We start from the raw sequence: 16,646 nt of genomic DNA, 5'->3' as shown, positions 1-16,646 counted from the left end.
ACTAGGGGCGCCGCTAAAATCGCCCGCAGCCCGTTAAGAATCGCTTGAAAGCTCCCCGGGCGCCGCAGAAAGGGGAACGGTACTCCAGAGCCGATTTTTAACGAGGGTGTGAACTTGCCAGGTGGGAAGCGGAGACGGATAATCCAGACGGTAGTGACCGCCGCGACTCTCTTTACGGAACGCCGCACTGGTCAGAATTAAGTAAGCAACATCGAGCAAATTGCGAGTTTCACCCCAATCGCGCAAGAGACGGTTGGCCTCGGGAAGTTTCAAGTCGAGGTGACGGGCGGGGGTGAGGTGGAGTAAAGATTGACTGAGGGGCTGGCGGCAGAACTCGGCTTGCCAGGTTTCGATTTGGGCGATCGCCGTGTCCAGCATGGCCTGTCCCCGGCAAATTCCGGCACTTTGCCAGACCAGATGGGGCAAGGCGCGACGCAACTCCCTCAAGGTCGCCCGTTGGGCGTCGAGGTCGCCGAGTTCGTCGGCGGTGAGGGTGCCGCTTGCGCTGCAAGGGTCTTTCCCTTCGGGAAATTCAATTTCAACCTGGGATAACTGCGCGCCGAAAACGATGCATTCGAGTAAGGAATTGCTGGCGAGACGGTTGGCGCCGTGAACCCCCGTACTGGCAGTTTCGCCGACGGCGTAGAGTCCGGGAATGGAGGTGCGACCTTTTAAATCGGTCAGGATGCCACCCATCCAATAATGGGCGGCGGGGGCGACGGGAATCGGTTGAGAAAACGGGTCGATGCCCCATTTCTGGCAAACTTGGACGATATTGGGAAAGCGGCGGCGAATTTTGGCGGCGGGAATCGGTCGCAAGTCCAGCCAGACGCGTTCGCGCGGGTCTCGTTCCGAGGGGTCGGCGGGTCTGTCGGTCGGAGGGCGATCGCCGTCGGCGAGATGTTGCAGGTGCAAGAAAATGGAGCGACTGACGACATCGCGGGGGGCGAGTTCTCCCGCCGGGTGGTAGTCGAACAGAAAACGGTAACCGTTGGCATCGACGACGTGAGCGCCTTCGCCGCGAACGGCTTCGCTGATCAGAAAGCGGGGGGCGCCGGGTTGGGTGAGGGCGGTGGGATGAAATTGAACGAATTCTAAATCGCGCAAGATGGCGCCCGCTCTCCAGGAGATCGCCACCCCATCTCCGGTGCTGACCGAGGGGTTGGTGGTCTGGGAAAAAACTTGACCGCCGCCACCCGTGGCAAGGACGACGGCTCCGGCTTTGACCCACCAGAGGCGATCGCCGTAGACGAGGACGACCCCCTGAGTGCGCCCGTTCGTCGGATTCAGCCACAGGTCGAGGGCGAAGGCGCCGGGAATTGCCCGAATGTTGGGACGGCGCAAGACTTGGGCGCTGAGGGTACTGACCACGGCCCGTCCGGTGGTGTCCGCCGCGTGCAGGACGCGACGCCGGGAATGGGCGGCTTCGAGGGTGAGGGCTAAATCTCCCTGGCTGGCGCGATCGAAGCTGACGCCGAGTTCGAGCAGGGCGGCGACGGATTGCCCGGCTCGTTCGGCGAGGAACTTGACTGCTTCCCAGTCGCACAGTCCGGCTCCGGCTTTGAGGGTATCTTCGATGTGGAGTAAGGCGGAGTCTTCGGGGGCGATCGCCGCCGCCATGCCCCCTTGGGCCCAATCGCTGGCGGATAAGGGCAAGCTGTCTTTGGCAATCAAGCCGACCTGCAGGGATTCGGGAACGCACAAAGCCGCATACAGTCCGGCAGCTCCTGCCCCAACGACAATGACGTCAAAGACGGGGGGAAAGTCACTGTGGGGGAAGTTCTCACCGTTGGAAGAGTTGGCCAATTCAGAATCGCCCCTTATGTTCGAGCAGTTGCACTACGCTAGCGCGCCGTGTTGTTAACCTTAGCAGAAATTTGGGGTCGCGATCGCCCTTCGTCCGGGTCTCGCTGCGATCGCCCCCAAACATAAAGCAAACCGCCAACTCCGACGTTGACGGTTTGCTGGAGAAATGGCTTGAAGCGCTTAGTACAAGCCGTTGTTAATCCGGTCGTCCCCTTCAATTAAAGAGGGGGTCGGAGGAGTGACGGTGAAGTTGTCGAGATTCGCTTGCAAGACCTCTTTTTGACGCTCGCTCAATCCGGGCATTTCGAGAACGTCTTCGACCTTGTCAAAAGGGGCGTTAGCCACAATTTTACGGGCGAGGGTGGGGTACATGCCCCGATATTTGCGAAAAGCGCGAACGTTGGTGTTGTTTAAGTCCAGTTTCTGGCCGAATTCGGTAGAGAGTTTGTCATCCACCGGATTGCGATAGGTCGCTTCCGCCAGCAATACGGGGGTTTGCCCATTTGTCGGCATCGTGTTGGCGGCGATCGCCTCTGGCGCTTGCCCCAACCAACCTAACGCACCGATCGCCAATGCCAAAGCCATCACCCAGCGAAACACTCTTTTCATCTTCGATTTCCTCTCTCTCTTATAAACAGCCTTTATCTTCAAGACTACCATTTTAGTTACAGGTTTTCTTTAGATTTGTCGGGTCCCTCGGGGGCGATCTCGATTAGCCTTCACCTTTCAAGAAGGCATCCAGGGCCGCAAACGACGAAGCATAAGTCACCGTCGGCGTGTCGTATCCTTTAAGCTGGACGGCGTGGCGATCGAACAGTCCCGCATGTTCTCCCAAGGCGGAAAAATGCTGGTAGGTTTTTTCGCCCAAGGCGATATCCAAACCAATTTCTTTCGTCGCCGACTCCAGCCGAAAAGCGGCATTGACCGTATCCCCCAACGCCGTATAGTCCGGGCGATCGCCCGTTCCCGTATTGCCGACCATCGCGTATCCCGTATTGACCCCGGCGCCGATGCGTAAGGGAAACGGGAGGGTATAGCGTTGGTTGAGTTCCTCGGTCACGCGCTGGAGGTTGTTGAGGGCGCGAAAAATATGCAGCACTTCTTTATCCGAGACTTCTTGAGTGCTGTGAAACCAGACCGCCATCACCGCATCGCCGATATATTTATCGACCCAACTGCCCTCTTCGCGAATGATATTGCCCGCACAGCGAAACCAGGTCCCGATCAGTTCGGAGAGGATTTTTTCGTCGAGTTGGCGGGTCAATACCGTAAAGTTACGAATATCGACGACCATCACCGAAATCAATCGCCGCACGTGCAAGGCCGCCGTTACGGTAAAATCTTGAGAATCTAAATCTTCTGACAGGTCGTCCGGGCTTTCTGAAGGCGCGCGAAACTCGACTTCGGTTTGACCGAAAGTCAGGCGATCTCCGTGTTGGAGAACGACGGGAATGCTAACGCGCCGTCCATTTAGAAACGAGCCATTGCGACTTCCTAAATCGATTAAATAGAACTCCCCGCTTTCCATGCATTGCAACATCGCATGATTGCGAGAAATCCAACGGTCGCGCAGGACCAGGTTATTATCTTCGCTGCGTCCGATCGTCCAGCAACTCCCCTCGACGAGGGGAATTTGACGATCGCCAGAGTCGGTCCGGAGCAGCAGGTGGGGTGTGTTCGCAAAAGTCACCACGGGCTCAGCATCAACGATGGTCGATCCTAACGCTCTTAATTGTAAGAGTAGATGCCAGTCCTCAATCGTAATTGTGGGATCTCGAAGCGATCGCTCGCCCCCGTTCTCCACTGGGAGTGAGGGGTTACGCTCGACCTGCCCAAGCTGCGAGCCAAAAAAGGCCGTCTACCAAAATTGTACTCAATACCGCGCCCCCGAAAGCCCACCAATGGAGGTGACGGGAACGCAAAGGGATGGCGCCCGTTGCTAAGAGAACGAGGGCGAGGGCGATCGCCCATGCGGTTCCGGTAGGGCTGTTGACCCGTTCCAGAGCCGCGCTCAAAATCACTCCGGCTAATTCCGGTTCGCCGTGCATGAGCTGGCGCCAGTGAGGAATTAAATCCACTATATAAAAATATAAGTCAGTGACTGCCGTTCCTAACAGGGAGCCGAGGTAAAACCAGGTACCGACCGCCATGCGAGCGCGCCACAAACACCACAGGGCGATCGGCAAGCCGAGGGCCTCTACGGGCAGGTGCAGCAAGGGTTCCCAGCGCAGTCCCCCCCAATAAACCGATCCGGTCAACCAGGTTCCGGTAAAACCGAGCAGCAGATCTCCCCACACCTCGGTCTCTCGGCGCGAGAGCAACCCCCAAGAAATCGCCCACCACCCCCCAGTTATCAAACAGGCGCACAGGGGGGCGTAGCGCACTAGGGGGGCTTCAAAAAAGACGGGAACGGTGACCAAAAATACCGCCGCCCCAAACATCCATTGTCGTTCGGCGATCGGCAACTGAGCCACCCTCGTTTTGAGCAGGTCGATCGCGCTTTTCACGGACTGAGCCACAACTGTAGGCAGAGGCCAAGAGTCGTTTAACAATTTTTTTAATATTCTTTACGTAACTTCATCTTATTTAAGATATCACAGGCATTATCCCCCTTGGGGGCATTGTAACCCAGGGGGATTTTTCTCATTTTGCCGACCCGACAAACAGATAGAATGGCGGATATTATCGTTGGGTCGCCACTGGCGGCGATCTAGGGTTTGATTGCTTTGAGAACCGTTCGACGCCATTCCCCCTTCCTGGAACAGGGCACCATCGATTGAAGGATCGTTTCAGTTGGACCATCAACACCTACAGGCACGATTAATGACTTTCTCTCGCACTCAATGGGTTAGATTCGTGGGGATTGCAACTCTGCTCGCCTCGATCGCGATCGGCCACCCCCTCGCCGTAGCGGCTCCCCTAACGGGCGCCGAACCGAGTGCCACTGCAGGACTGAGCGCTCCTCCCGAGATGAATTGGTTTGAAGCGTTCGTTTTGGGAATGGTTCAGGGATTGACCGAATTTATCCCGATCAGCAGTACGGCGCATTTAAAAGTCGTTCCCGTACTCTTGGGATGGGGCGATCCGGGGGTCTCGTTCAGCGCGGTGATTCAATTAGGAAGCATTGCCGCCGTTTTATGGTATTTCCGGCAAGATTTGGGCGATCTGAGTAATGGAGCGCTGCGAGCCGTAATTCGCCGCGAATACGACGATCCGGACTTTCGGATTGTTTTAGGGATTATCTTGGGAACGATCCCGATCGCCTGTGTGGGATTGCTGCTCAAAGCGAGTGCCTCCCAATTTTACGAACAGACCCTGCGGAGTTTGACGGCGATCGCGATCGTCTCGATCGTCATGTCGGCCCTACTGGCCCTCGCCGAACGCATCGGTCGGCGCAAACGCCACTTCGGACAGTTAGAACTCGCCGACGGGGTATTGATGGGGTTGGCGCAAACCATGGCCTTAATTCCCGGGGTTTCGCGCTCCGGATCGACGATTACGGCGGGACTGTACCTCGGCTTAGACCGCGCCAGTGCGGCGCGCTTTTCCTTCCTGTTAGGTATTCCCGCCATTACCCTCGCCGGACTCGTCGAACTCAAAGATCTCCTCGCCGAGATCGCCAGTGGTTCGGTTCAAAGTGGTTTACTCCCCCTCGGCGTCGGTTTGCTCTCGTCTACCGTGTTTTCTTATGCGGCGATTTCTTGGTTAATCCAGTTTTTGCAAAAACGCAGCACTTTTATTTTCGTATGGTATCGGTTGGCGTTTGGGGTAGCCCTGTTGGCGATCGTCTTTTCAGGGGTCGAGATCGCCAATTAATTTGGCGATCTCCCTCCCGCGACGATCGCCTAGAGTTCGATTCACCTTCGATCCGAGGCGATCGTCGTTACAATTTTTAATCTTAAGCCGTACCCATTACGCTCATTTCCAACCCCGAATTTAACCGCCTCAGCCATGACTTCCTCTATCGAATTTTAAGCCCAGCGTCGAAATCACAAATTTATAATTGGGCATAATTGAGTCATTGACCCCGACAGGAGATTGCGGACGATGATCGACATTCCAGGCTACCAAATTTTAGCCTTAATTTACGAAAGCGATCGCTCGATCGTCTATCGAGGTCGCCGCGAGCAAGATAAACAGCCCGTCGTTCTTAAAGTTCTCAAAAAAGACTATCCCACCGCCGAAGAAATCAGCCGATACCGACAAGAATACGAAATCACCCGCAGCCTCAACCTCCCTAGCGTCGTCAAAGCTTACGCTCTCGAAAAATATCAAAATACCCTGGTCACCATTCTCGAAGATTTTGGCGGCGAATCCTTGAGAATTTTAATGAATTCTCAGAAATTCACCCTCTTAGGATTTTTAAATTTAGCGATTCAAATTACCCAAAGCCTGGGTGAAATCCACGCCGCCAATATTATTCATAAAGATATAAATCCTTCCAATATTACTTTCAATCCCGCCACGGGCGATCTCAAAATTATTGATTTTAGTATTGCCAGTATCCTGACTCGGGACAACCCCACCATTCAAAATCCCCACGCCTTAGAAGGAACCCTCGCCTACATGTCCCCGGAACAAACTGGGCGCATGAATCGATCCCTCGACTATCGCACTGACTTTTATTCCCTCGGCGTCACCTTTTACGAGTTGTTAACCGGACAACTCCCTTTTCCCAGTACCGACGCAATGGAGTTGGTTCACGCTCACCTCGCCAAACAACCGACCCCACCGCACGAAATTAACCCCGAGATTCCCCCCGTTCTCTCCGAAATCATTCTCAAACTGCTCGCGAAAACCCCTGAAAAACGCTATCAAAGTGCGTGGGGATTGGGAACCGACCTCGAAGAATGTTTGAAACAACTAGAACAAAACGATCGCATCGAAGCCTTTCCCCTCGCCACTCAGGATATTTCCGATAAATTCCAAATTCCGCAAAAACTTTACGGGAGAGAAAAAGAACTCAATACCCTGGCGCAAGCCTTCGAGAATGCCCGTCAAGGTCGCAGCGAATTGATGCTCGTCGCCGGATATTCCGGGATTGGAAAATCTGCCCTCGTTCGCGAAATCTCCAAGCAAATTAGCGACAATGGCGGTTATTTTATTGCCGGAAAATTCGATCAGTTTCAACGGAGTATTCCTTATTCGGCGATCGTCTCCGCTTTTTCCGAACTCGTCCAACAACTGTTAACTCAAAGTGAGGAAGAGTTGGAGGTGTGGAAAGGAAAATTAATCGATTCTTTTGGTTCCAACGGCCAAATTATTATCGATGTGATTCCGGAAATCGAGTTTATCGTCGGACCGCAACCTCCGGTACAAGTCCTCGGACCGAACGAATCTCAAAATCGTTTTAATCTTGTTTTTCAAAACTTTATTCGGGTTTTTTGCGATCGCGAACATCCCCTCGTGATTTTTATCGACGATCTCCAGTGGGCCGATTCCGCTACGTTAAAACTGCTGGAATTGATGATGGGAGAAGAGGCGATCGGATCGTTATTAATCTTGGGAGCTTATCGCGATAACGAAGTCAGTCCGACCCATCCGTTAATGATGAGTCTCGAAGCCTTGGAGAAACGGGGTTCTACCATTCACAAAATGGTTTTGCAACCGTTAAATTTAGAGCATATTTGCGAATTAACAGCAGAAACGCTTCACGCCGAGTTGGCGAAAGTGCAACGGTTGGGAAAACTGATTCAAAGTAAAACCCAAGGTAATCCCTTTTTCGTCATTCAATTTCTCAAAACCCTCTATCAAGAAAATATGCTGACCTTTATCCCGCCGCAACCGGGAAAAGTCGGGGGCTGGGATTGGGATATCGATCGCATCGAAGCGGTTGGAATTACAGATAACGTGATCGAATTGATGGTGGGTAAACTGAAGAAACTGCCCGATTCGACTCAAGAAGTGTTGCGATTGGCGGCTTGTTTGGGCAACCAATTCGATTTGAATACGTTATCGCTCATTCACGAAAAAGAAGCCTCAGAGACCCTGCAACATCTGTTACCCGCGATCGAAGATCGTTTAATTTTGCCGGGGGGTGAATCGGACGAAAATGAAAATCAGCCGATCAATCCGCTCTTAATTCTCAATTATAAATTCCTCCACGATCGCGTGCAACAAGCCGCTTACGCCTTGATCGAAGATGCGGATAAAAAAGCCGTTCACCTGCGAATCGGTCGAATGCTTTTGGTGAGTACGCCTCCGGAATATTGGACAGAAAGGATTTTTGAATTAGTCGATCATTTGAACGTCGCGCGGGAATCTATCGAGGACGAAGCGGAGAAAATTCAATTAGCACAATTGAATTTAGAAGCGGCTAAAAAAGCGAAAATGGCAACTGCTTATGTGGCGGCGCGACAGTATTTAATTGCGGGGATGGAAGGGTTGAGCGATCGCCTCTGGAAGATCGACTACGATCTGGCTTTTTCATTGTATCGAGAACGAGCAGATGTCGAGTATTTAAATGGTAATTTTGAAGGGTCGGAGCAGTTTATCGTTAAGACTTTAGCCAATATAAATAATAACCTGCAAAAAGCAGAACTTTACAATCTCCTGATCGTTCAAAATTCTTTGAGAGCGAAATACAAAGAAGCGACTCAAGCGGGTAAAGAAGGACTAAAGTTATTAAATGTCGAATTAGAAGAAGAAGGGTTAGACGAGGCGATCGCCCGAGAATTAGAACAAGTAAAAAGAAATTTAGGCGATCGCGAAATTATTACTTTAAGTGAAGATAATCCCCTGGAAAATCCAGAAATTAAAATCGCCCTGTCTTTACTGACTAATTTGCTCACTCCTGCTTATTTAAGCAGCTTGCAACTGTGGATTTTAAGTCTACTTAAAGGGGTGAATCTTTCCTTAAAACACGGGTCAATCGCCGAATCGGGTCTTTTATATTGTAACTACGGTCTGTTAGCTGGATCGATGTCTCAGGACTATCATGCGGCTTATCAGTTCGGGCGTCTGGCCCTCGAACTAACAGAAAAATGGAATAACTTGCAGTTTAAATGCAAAGCCCTCGCCTCGATCGCCAACGGATTAAATTATTGGTTTAAACCGATTCAAGAATCGAATCTTCTCAACCAAGAAGGATATAAAGCTGCCTTAGAATCCGGAGATTTAGAATATGCCGGATATTTCTTACACAACGAAGAATTGAATGCGTTTTTCCAGGGTAAACCTTTAGAGGAAATTTCCTCAAAAATCCCCAAATATTTGCATTTTGCTCGAAGAACAAAAAACCAACTGTCTACCGACACCTTACTAGGATTACAAATAATGTTGAGGGATTTATGGAATAACAAAGGACAGAATTTTCTTGACTCAGAAGAACTTGACGAAGCGGAATATTTAGCCAACTGTCGCGAACATCAAAATTTCTATTCGCTGTGTATCTACCAAATTCATAAATTCCACCTGCTCTATTTAGAAGGAGACTTCGAGAATGCCTTAGAGTGGGCCCGAGAAGCGGAAGGGCAACTCGCATCGATTACCGGGACGATACCCGCAACGGAATATAACTTTTTTTCCTCTTTATTGTGGGCGGCTTTATATCCAACAAGTTCGGCTGAAGAACAATCGCAGTATTGGGGAAAATTAGAAGCCAACCAACAACAGATGAAGGTTTGGGCTGACAATTGTCCGGCGAATTTTCTCCATAAATGCTGTTTGGTCGAAGCAGAAATGGCGAGAATTTCTGGAAATATTGAAGGAGCGATCGCCGCCTACGATCGCGCCATTCAATCCGCCCATGAATTTGACTTCGTACAAAACGAAGCCCTCGCCAATGAATTAGCCGCCCGCTTTTGGCTCGAACAAGGGAAAGAAAAATATGCAAAAGTCCATCTGACCGATGCATATTACGCTTACCGACGTTGGGGGGCTCGACGAAAAATCGAACAATTAGAACAGGGATATTCCCATTTATTAGTCAAAACGCCACCGCCTCCCGCCACCATCGACACCCGAACGACGGCGATTCACACGACTACATCCGGGGGCAGTTCCGGACTGTTAGATTTGGCAACAGTCATGAAAGCTTCTCAAGCCATTTCTAGCGAAATTGTCTTAGATAAATTGCTCTCGTCGCTGATGAAAATCTTAATTGAAAATGCGGGAGCCGAACGGGGAGTTTTGCTGTTTCCTAAAAATGGGGAATTGGCGATCGCCGCCGAAGCCTCTGCCACGCAAGAACGAGTTGTAGTGCGAGACTATAACGCGGGAGACTTGCAAATGCGCGGTCTTTCCCCGGAAGATTTGCCCGTTACGGCGATCAATTACGTCGAACGGACGCGGGGAGATATTGTCTTAGATCGGGCCACGGAGGAAGGACGATTTAATACCGATCCGTATATCGTCCGCTACCAAGTCAAATCTTTACTGTGCACGCCGATTCTCGATCGCGGACAACTGATTGCCATTCTCTACCTCGAAAATAACTTAACCGTAGGCGCCTTTACCCCCGATCGCCTCGAATTTTTGCGGTTAATTTCTTCGCAAGCGGCGATCTCGTTAGAAAATGCGTTACTGTACGCTTCCGTCGAACAAAAAGTGCGCGAACGCACCCAAGAACTCAACGAAAAAAATTTACGTCTCGAACAAACCTTGCGCGAACTGCAACGCACCCAAGCACAACTGATTCAATCGGAAAAAATGTCGAGTTTGGGTCAATTGGTCGCCGGAGTCGCCCACGAAATTAATAACCCGGTCAGCTTTATTTACGGCAATCTTTCCCCGGCGGGAGATTACGTGCGAGATTTGCTCGGTTTGATCCAATTGTATCGGGAACGCTATCCCGATCCGGGGCCGGAAATTCAAGCAGAAATTGAAGACATCGACCTCGATTTCTTGGTCGAAGACCTGCAAAAGTTGCTCAATTCGATGAAAGTCGGGGCCGAACGGATTCGCAATATCGTCCTGTCTTTGCGAAATTTCTCCCGTCACGACGAAGCGGAAATGAAACCCGTAGACATTCACGAAGGAATTGCCAGTACGCTGACGATTTTACAGCCGCGTCTGAAACAAGGGGGCGGCGGTCGGGGCATTCAAACGATCGAAGAATACGGTCGATTGCCGAAAGTGACCTGCTACGCTTCGCAACTCAATCAGGTCTTTATGAATATTTTCAGCAATGCGATCGATGCGTTCGAGAATGGCGGGCCGTCCGATCCGGCGCCGACGATTCGCATTCACACCGAGGCCCCGGACGATCTCTCGATCCTGATTCGCATTGCGGATAACGGTTGCGGGATGAGTGAGGAGGTGTGTCAACGGATTTTCGATCCGTTTTACACCACCAAACCCGTCGGCGGCGGAACGGGGTTGGGGTTGTCGATCGGATATTCGATTGTTGTGGACGCTCACGGCGGGGAACTCAGTTGTGTTTCTCAACTCGGGAAAGGCTCGGAGTTTACGATCCGCATTCCCATTTCGCCGCCGCCACGATCGCACCCCTAGCGATCGCACTTGAGAATCCGGGGCGAGACGCCTAACTCCTAGCCCCTTCGGGGCGGCTACGCCTACGGTGTCGCTTCGCGAACGGCGTCGCTTCGCGAGCGCCGTCGCATCGGGACGACGCAAAAACGCGCTTTTATCCTTAAAATATCAAAATATATCAAAACCGAATTCAATATAAACGGGCGATCGCCGCCCCCGTTCCCCCTTGTCCGATCGCAAAATAAGGATATACAAGTGCTAGCTCGAATTTGGAGTGCGTCCCTAGTCGGCATTGATGCCGTCAAAGTCGGAGTCGAAGTCGATGTTTCCGGCGGACTTCCGGGCATCGTCGTCGTCGGACTGCCCGATACTGCCGTTCAGGAATCCCGCGAACGAGTCAAAGCCGCACTCAAAAATTCTGGTTTTGCCTTTCCCCAACGTAAAATCGTCGTCAATTTAACCCCGGCAGACTTGCGCAAAGAAGGCCCCTGCTTCGATTTGCCGATCGCCGTGGGCATTCTCGCCGCTTCCGAACAAGTCAACCCCGAACCGTTGCGCGATTCCCTCTTTTTAGGCGAACTCTCCCTCGACGGCAGTTTGCGACCCGTCGCCGGAGTGTTGCCGATCGCCGCCGCCGCCGCCCAACTGCGGATCCGCGCCCTCGTCGTCCCGGAAGCCAACGCCCGAGAAGCTGCCGTCGTCGAAGGGATCGACGTTTACGGCTGCCGCCACCTGGATGAAGTCGCCGAGTTGCTCAATTGCCCCGACCGCCACAGCCCCTTAACACTCGACCGACGCGCCGAACTCAACCAGGGGCGATCGCCCGCCCTCGACTTGTGCGATGTCAAAGGACAAGCCCACGCCCGTCGCGCCTTGGAAATTGCCGCCGCCGGAGGTCACAACCTCATTTTTGTCGGGCCCCCGGGCAGTGGCAAAACCATGCTCGCCCGCCGCTTACCCGGAATTCTCCCGCCCCTCAACTTTACCGAAGCCTTAGAAGTCACCCAAATTCACTCCGTGGCGGGCCTGTTAAAAGAACGGGGCAAATTGGTCGGCGATCGCCCCTACCGCAGTCCCCACCATTCCGCCTCCGGCCCGTCTCTCGTCGGCGGCGGTACCTATCCGCGTCCCGGCGAAATCTCCCTCGCCCATCGCGGGGTTCTCTTTCTCGACGAACTCACCGAGTTCAAACGCGACGTTTTAGAATTCTTGCGGCAACCTTTAGAAGACGGTTACGTCAGTATCTCTCGCACTCGCCAATCGGTCACCTTTCCCGCCCAATTTACCCTCGTGGCCAGCACTAACCCCTGTCCCTGCGGCTATTTCGGCGATCCCCTCCAAGCGTGTACCTGTTCGCCGCGCCAACGAGAACAATATTGGGCGAAACTCTCCGGCCCGCTCATGGACCGCATTGATTTGCAAGTGGCCGTCAACCGCCTCAAGCCGGAAGAAATTACCCGGCAACCGACCGGAGAATCCTCCACCCCGGTGCGCGAACGAGTGATGGCGGCACGCGATCGCGCCTGCCAGCGCTTTAAAACCGTCGCCAACCTCCAATGTAATGCGGACATGCAAAGCACCCACATCCGCCAGTGGTGCAGCCTCAACGAGGCCACTCGCAACCTGCTCGAAGGGGCGATCCGCAAACTCGGTCTCTCCGCCCGGGCCAGCGATCGCATCCTCAAAGTTGCCCGCACGATCGCCGATCTTTCCGGAGAGGACGACCTAAAAACCGTCCATGTGGCAGAGGCGATCCAATACCGGACCATAGATAGAATGCAGTAGATCTATTTTTTCACTGCAATAGGAGAAAAAATGAAAGCCAATCTCGCCGTTTTATGCCTTGCCGTCGTCGGTGTATTTGCTAGCGTCCCCACCCACGCCGCCCCCGTTACCCCGACACCTTCTTCGGTTTCGATCCTCGCTCAAGCGACGGACGTTACCGACATGGCCCAAGAGTTCATCACCGACCTCGCCGAGGAAAAATATGCCGTCGCCGTCCAAAAGTACGATAGCGAACTCAGAGAAAGCGTTACACCACAAACTCTCGAAGACGAATGGAGCGACCTGATCGCGAAAACGGGAGCCTTTGAAAATATCGTCAATGTCGAGGTCGATACGGTGGATAGCTCCCAGATTGCCGTGGTGACCTGCGAATTTGAGAACGCGACGATCGACATTCTGGTGATTTTTAATACTGACGGCAATGTCACCGCGTTCAACTATCCCGACGAAATCTAAACCCGGGATTCTAACGGCGATCGCGAAGCGACACCAAAGGTGTCTCGCGCCGACTCGATGGGGGAACTTAACCCCCACTCACGGCGATACGCCGGAGGCGTCGCTTCGCGATCGCATCAGGATCAATCGCAACGGATCTAAATAAACTTGCCAGGGGAACGGACGATCTTTGAGCCGTTCCCATTTTTCTTTAAATAATTCCGCTTGTAAGTGGTAGTCTTGCGGGCTACTCGGGCGATCGTGCAGTTTCAGGTACAAGGTCATCCGATGTTGGGTTTCGCTGGTTTGGGCGATCCAACAGGGATATCGGTTTTGCGAGGGGCGATCGCGTAGCGTCGTGCTTTCGTCCCATTCTTCTAAAAAACGAATTTGATGGGCGCGAATGCCGATAAATGCGAATTCTGCCGGGATCGAGTCGATCGCGCGCAACCGACATCCCCAATCGAGGGCTTCAATTTGTCCGTCGCCGAGTTCTCGTGCTCGCGAAAAGTTTTTACATCCGGTTAATTGCGCCACGGTATAAGTTTCGGGTCGCTCGAAAATGGCTTGTTTACTCCCGTAGGCGATCGCCCTTCCCCGGGACAAAACGAGCAAGTTTTGACAGACCCGATAGGCTTCTTCGAGGTTGTGGGTGACGAAGATCGTGACGCCGCCGTAGTCGCTCAAGGTTTCGACTAACTGCCGTTCTAATTGGCTGCGAAGGTAGGTATCGAGGGCGGAAAAGGGTTCGTCGAGTAGTAAAACTTCCGGTCGGGCGGCGATCGCCCGCGCCAGGGCAACCCGTTGTTGTTGTCCCCCGGAAAGTTGTTCGGGATAGCGGTTTTCTAAGCCTTCGAGGTGCATTCGTCGCAGGTAGTCGGCGACGGCGCGATCGCGCTTGGCTTTGGGATGACGGCGATCGCGGGGCAAGCCGAAGGCAATGTTTTCGGCGACGGTTAGATGGGGAAATAAGGCGTAATTCTGAAAGACGATCCCGACACGGCGATCGCGGGCGGGCAGGTCGATCCCGCGTGCGCGATCGAACAATACCCGCCCGTTGAGTTCGATGCGCCCCCGGGTCGGTTCTTCCAGTCCGGCGATACACAGCAGGGTCATACTTTTTCCGGAACCGGAGGCCCCTAGCAGTCCCAAGGTTTCCGACCCGCTTTGTAGGGCAATGTTTAAGTCGAATTCTTCTAATTCTTTCTCGATCTCGACCTCTAGTTGAGTCGCCCTCGGGGACGGGCGATTCTCCTGGGGAAACCCTAGGCGAACGTCGTTCGGCGAGGGAGTCGCTTCGACCCGGGGGATCTCGTGTTCGATCTGGGATTGGCGCTGTCGCCGTTGACGCCAGTATCGTTTCCGTGGCGATCGCCCGTTGACGACGGCGATCGCACTCAAGGAAATGCCTAAAACTACGGTCACCCAGAATCGCGCAGCTTGGGTGTTCCCGGTTTCGACGGCAAAGTAAATCGCTAAGGGGATCGTCTGGGTTTTGCCGGGGATATTGCCCGCCAGCATTAAGGTCGCCCCAAATTCTCCCAACGCCCGCGCGAAGGCGAGTAAGATTCCGGCGGCGATCCCGGGCCACGCTAAGGGCAGCATGACGGCGATCGCGATCCGCCCTTCGGAGGCTCCCAAGCTGCGCGCGGCCCGCAACCAGTTGGGATCGAGTTGAGCAAAGGCGGCAGCCGTCATTTTATACGTGAGGGGAAAGGCGACGACGGTCGCGGCGATCGCCGTTGCGGGCCAGGAAAAAACGACCTCGAATCCCCAATGGAGGAACCAGCGTCCCAACGGTCCGTTTTTGCCCAAAAGCCACAGTAACAAGAATCCGACGACGGTGGGCGGTAACACTAAAGGGGAAATCGCGATCGTTTCTAGCAGGGCTTTCCCTTTGCCCCGATAGGTCGTCATCCAATGGGCGGTTCCGATTCCCAATACGGTGGCAATAGCGGTAGCGACGATCCCAGTCTGCAAGGAAATCCACAAGGGCGACCAGTCAAAATTCATCGAGGTGGTAACGGCATTGTCAGTTCTCGGAAATGTAGATCGATAATTTATCGCAATTTTTGTTTATTTTAGCCGATTTTTTTTAGTTTATTCTATCGATTGAATAAGGGGTTAGTTAATGGGCAATTTATTTTTTTTAGCGATCCAGTTATTGAAAAGATCGGCAAAAATTTAAGTTTAAAAATTTGCAGAACTCTCCGATCGATTTTCGGATTTTGTCAACGGTATAAACCCATAGATTTCAAAAATTTCCCGGGCGCGATCGCTCTCTAAAAAGTCCACGAACGCGCGTGCGGTTTCCAGATTCGGGCGGTTCTCGATCGCCGCTACCGGATAGATGATTTTTGAATGCAGTCCTTCGCGGGCGATCGCCTCGACTTCGACCTGGGGGGAGTTTAAGGCGTCGGTTTGATAGACGATTCCGGCTTCGACGTTCCCGGTTTCGACCAAGGTCAACACCTGACGCACGTTACGGGCAAAGATAATTTTGGGTTTAATTTGCTCGAAAATGTTTAAATTTAGGAGTAATTCGCGTGCGTATTGTCCAGCGGGGACAATTTCGGGTTCTCCAATCGCAATCCGTTTAATTTCTGGTTTTTGTAAGTCACGAAAGTCGGCGATCGCCTCCGTTCCGGACGGGGCGATCGCCACGATCCGGTTTTGCAATAAGTCCCGGCGAGTTCCTCGAACCAGCAAATGGCGATCGTCGAGGGCGTCCATCTGTTTGACTCCGGCGGACAGGAAAACATCGACGGGCGCCCCTTGTTCGATTTGACGCTGTAATGTCCCGGAGGCGGCGAAGTTGTAGGTTACGGTCGTGTCGGGGGCGATCGCGGTGTAAGCGGCTTTAATATCTTGCATGGCATCTGTCAAACTAATAGCGGCAGAGACGGTGATTTCTTTCTTTGGCAGGCGCTGAAGCGATGAAAATTGGTTAAATTTTTGAAAAAATAATGCACTGATGGCGGCGATCGCCAAGGCGGTGAAGGCGAGGGTTTGACGTTGAAGATTCATCCGGATACGGTCGGAGGGATAGGCGGCGAGGGTTGGGGGGTAGAGAAAAAAACAATAAAATAAAATTTCACCGCGATCGGGAGAAGTGCGGGTAAAAACAAAATCGGGGACAATCTATTGTTGAAAAATGCTAACAAAAAAGACAAAAGTTTTATTTAAGA

General features: G+C 52.7%; 10 protein-coding genes. 4 read left to right on the top strand and 6 right to left on the bottom strand.

The window, feature by feature from the left end; genetic code table 11:
• Nucleotides 1–33 precede the first annotated feature (33 nt).
• The 4 genes from nadB to JJD41_RS00655 form a co-directional block, all read right to left on the bottom strand.
• Nucleotides 34–1,806: an L-aspartate oxidase gene (gene nadB / locus JJD41_RS00670; protein ID WP_200664267.1), complete on the bottom strand. Its 1,773-nt coding sequence runs from the start codon at nucleotides 1,804–1,806 to the stop codon at nucleotides 34–36.
• 180 nt (nucleotides 1,807–1,986) lie between these two features.
• Nucleotides 1,987–2,415, bottom strand: a complete 429-nt coding sequence (gene psbU, locus JJD41_RS00665) for a photosystem II complex extrinsic protein PsbU (RefSeq protein ID WP_168568207.1) — start codon at nucleotides 2,413–2,415, stop codon at nucleotides 1,987–1,989.
• Nucleotides 2,416–2,518: 103 nt separating this feature from the next.
• Entirely contained in the window at nucleotides 2,519–3,499 is a 981-nt protein-coding gene (locus JJD41_RS00660; protein WP_200664266.1) for an adenylate/guanylate cyclase domain-containing protein, read from the bottom strand.
• Nucleotides 3,500–3,623: 124 nt separating this feature from the next.
• Nucleotides 3,624–4,325, bottom strand: coding sequence for a DUF3120 domain-containing protein (locus tag JJD41_RS00655; protein WP_370583693.1), 702 nt, complete (start codon nucleotides 4,323–4,325; stop codon nucleotides 3,624–3,626).
• A gap of 451 nt (nucleotides 4,326–4,776) precedes the next feature.
• Between JJD41_RS00655 and JJD41_RS00650 the strand changes: the two genes are divergently transcribed.
• From JJD41_RS00650 to JJD41_RS00635, 4 genes are all read left to right on the top strand, one after another.
• The gene (locus tag JJD41_RS00650; RefSeq protein ID WP_234488637.1) at nucleotides 4,777–5,622 is read left to right on the top strand and encodes an undecaprenyl-diphosphate phosphatase; all 846 of its coding nucleotides are present in this window, start codon (nucleotides 4,777–4,779) and stop codon (nucleotides 5,620–5,622) included.
• Nucleotides 5,623–5,853: 231 nt separating this feature from the next.
• The gene (locus JJD41_RS00645; RefSeq protein WP_200664264.1) at nucleotides 5,854–11,259 is read left to right on the top strand and encodes a trifunctional serine/threonine-protein kinase/ATP-binding protein/sensor histidine kinase; all 5,406 of its coding nucleotides are present in this window, start codon (nucleotides 5,854–5,856) and stop codon (nucleotides 11,257–11,259) included.
• A 234-nt stretch (nucleotides 11,260–11,493) separates the two neighbouring features.
• A complete protein-coding gene (locus JJD41_RS00640; RefSeq protein WP_200664263.1) occupies nucleotides 11,494–13,023 on the top strand; it encodes a YifB family Mg chelatase-like AAA ATPase in 1,530 nt (509 codons plus the stop codon).
• 30 nt (nucleotides 13,024–13,053) lie between these two features.
• Nucleotides 13,054–13,479: a DUF3887 domain-containing protein gene (locus JJD41_RS00635; protein WP_200664262.1), complete on the top strand. Its 426-nt coding sequence runs from the start codon at nucleotides 13,054–13,056 to the stop codon at nucleotides 13,477–13,479.
• A gap of 78 nt (nucleotides 13,480–13,557) precedes the next feature.
• Here the strand turns inward: JJD41_RS00635 and modB are convergent, their stop codons facing one another.
• Both modB and modA read right to left on the bottom strand, forming a co-directional pair.
• Complete coding sequence (gene modB / locus JJD41_RS00630; RefSeq protein WP_200664261.1) at nucleotides 13,558–15,471, bottom strand: molybdate ABC transporter permease subunit; 1,914 nt, start codon at nucleotides 15,469–15,471, stop codon at nucleotides 13,558–13,560.
• Between the two features lie 177 nt (nucleotides 15,472–15,648).
• A complete protein-coding gene (gene modA, locus JJD41_RS00625) occupies nucleotides 15,649–16,485 on the bottom strand; it encodes a molybdate ABC transporter substrate-binding protein (protein WP_200664260.1) in 837 nt (278 codons plus the stop codon).
• Nucleotides 16,486–16,646: the final 161 nt, after the last annotated feature.

Source organism: Oxynema mangrovii CENA135 (genome assembly GCF_016632315.1).
Lineage (GTDB): Bacteria > Cyanobacteriota > Cyanobacteriia > Cyanobacteriales > Laspinemataceae > Oxynema > Oxynema aestuarii.
Note: the sequence above shows the minus strand (reverse complement) of the source record. Positions and strands in the feature narration are given on the sequence as shown.

What these genes read in the sequence shown, in the direction of transcription:
- JJD41_RS00650 (WP_234488637.1), top strand. Translation starts at nt 4,777, where the DNA reads ATGAATTGGTTTGAAGCGTTCGTTTTGGGAATGGTTCAGGGATTGACC.
- JJD41_RS00635 (WP_200664262.1), top strand. Translation starts at nt 13,054, where the DNA reads ATGAAAGCCAATCTCGCCGTTTTATGCCTTGCCGTCGTCGGTGTATTT.
- psbU (WP_168568207.1), bottom strand. Translation starts at nt 2,415, where the DNA reads ATGAAAAGAGTGTTTCGCTGGGTGATGGCTTTGGCATTGGCGATCGGT.
- modA (WP_200664260.1), bottom strand. Translation starts at nt 16,485, where the DNA reads ATGAATCTTCAACGTCAAACCCTCGCCTTCACCGCCTTGGCGATCGCC.
- JJD41_RS00645 (WP_200664264.1), top strand. Translation starts at nt 5,854, where the DNA reads ATGATCGACATTCCAGGCTACCAAATTTTAGCCTTAATTTACGAAAGC.
- modB (WP_200664261.1), bottom strand. Translation starts at nt 15,471, where the DNA reads ATGAATTTTGACTGGTCGCCCTTGTGGATTTCCTTGCAGACTGGGATC.